The organism is Paenibacillus sp. 32352, assembly GCF_002042965.1.
GTDB classification, from domain to species: Bacteria; Bacillota; Bacilli; order Paenibacillales; family NBRC-103111; genus Paenibacillus_S; species Paenibacillus_S vulneris.
Map to the genome: position 1 here is coordinate 1 of NZ_MZNT01000034.1, position 820 is coordinate 820.

Sequence of the window (820 nt, forward strand, 5' to 3'; positions counted from 1 at the left end):
AAACTGGGGATCTAGGATTCGAACCTAGGCATGACGGAGTCAAAGTCCGTTGCCTTACCGCTTGGCTAATCCCCAATGCTGTAATAATGGGGCGATCGATGGGACTTGAACCCACGAGTGCTGGAGCCACAATCCAGTGCGTTAACCCCTTCGCCACGACCGCCATGATATGAAATTGGCAGGGGCAGCAGGAATCGAACCCACACCAAAGGTTTTGGAGACCTTTGTTCTACCTTTAAACTATGCCCCTATGAAAATGGTGGAGGCTGATGGATTCGAACCACCGAACTCAATGAGAACAGATTTACAGTCTGCTGCGTTTGGCCACTTCGCTAAGCCTCCATATTCAATTGCTTGCTGCTTGATGAAGCAATGGTGCCGTCGAGAGGACTTGAACCCCCAACCTACTGATTACAAGTCAGTTGCTCTACCAATTGAGCTACAACGGCATATTAATTACTTACATGGTGGCTCGGGACGGAATCGAACCGCCGACACGAGGATTTTCAGTCCTCTGCTCTACCGACTGAGCTACCGAGCCTCGGTATTACATTGAAGATGAATGGCGGAGCCGACGGGATTCGAACCCGCGGTCTCCTGCGTGACAGGCAGGCATGTTAGGCCTCTACACCACGGCTCCACACTTAGTAAATTGGTTGCGGGGGCAGGATTTGAACCTGCGGCCTTCGGGTTATGAGCCCGACGAGCTACCGGGCTGCTCCACCCCGCGTCGTTAGATTACATATGGTGGAGGCTGACGGGATCGAACCGCCGACCCTCTGCTTGTAAGGCAGATGCTCTCCCAGCTGAGCTAAGCCTC

8 tRNA genes are annotated in these 820 nt (G+C 53.0%); all 8 read right to left on the minus strand.

The window, feature by feature from the left end:
- Positions 1 to 3: 3 nt before the first annotated feature.
- Positions 4 to 75, minus strand: a tRNA-Gln gene (locus B1728_RS35400).
- Between the two features lie 12 nt (positions 76 to 87).
- A tRNA-His gene (locus B1728_RS35405) sits at positions 88 to 163 on the minus strand.
- A 13-nt stretch (positions 164 to 176) separates the two neighbouring features.
- Positions 177 to 250 (minus strand) — tRNA-Trp (locus B1728_RS35410).
- A gap of 7 nt (positions 251 to 257) precedes the next feature.
- Positions 258 to 342: transfer RNA gene (locus B1728_RS35415), tRNA-Tyr, on the minus strand.
- A gap of 31 nt (positions 343 to 373) precedes the next feature.
- Positions 374 to 449, minus strand: a tRNA-Thr gene (locus B1728_RS35420).
- 16 nt (positions 450 to 465) lie between these two features.
- Positions 466 to 541 (minus strand) — tRNA-Phe (locus tag B1728_RS35425).
- Between the two features lie 22 nt (positions 542 to 563).
- Positions 564 to 640: transfer RNA gene (locus B1728_RS35430), tRNA-Asp, on the minus strand.
- A gap of 13 nt (positions 641 to 653) precedes the next feature.
- Positions 654 to 730: transfer RNA gene (locus tag B1728_RS35435), tRNA-Met, on the minus strand.
- Positions 731 to 820 lie beyond the last annotated feature (90 nt).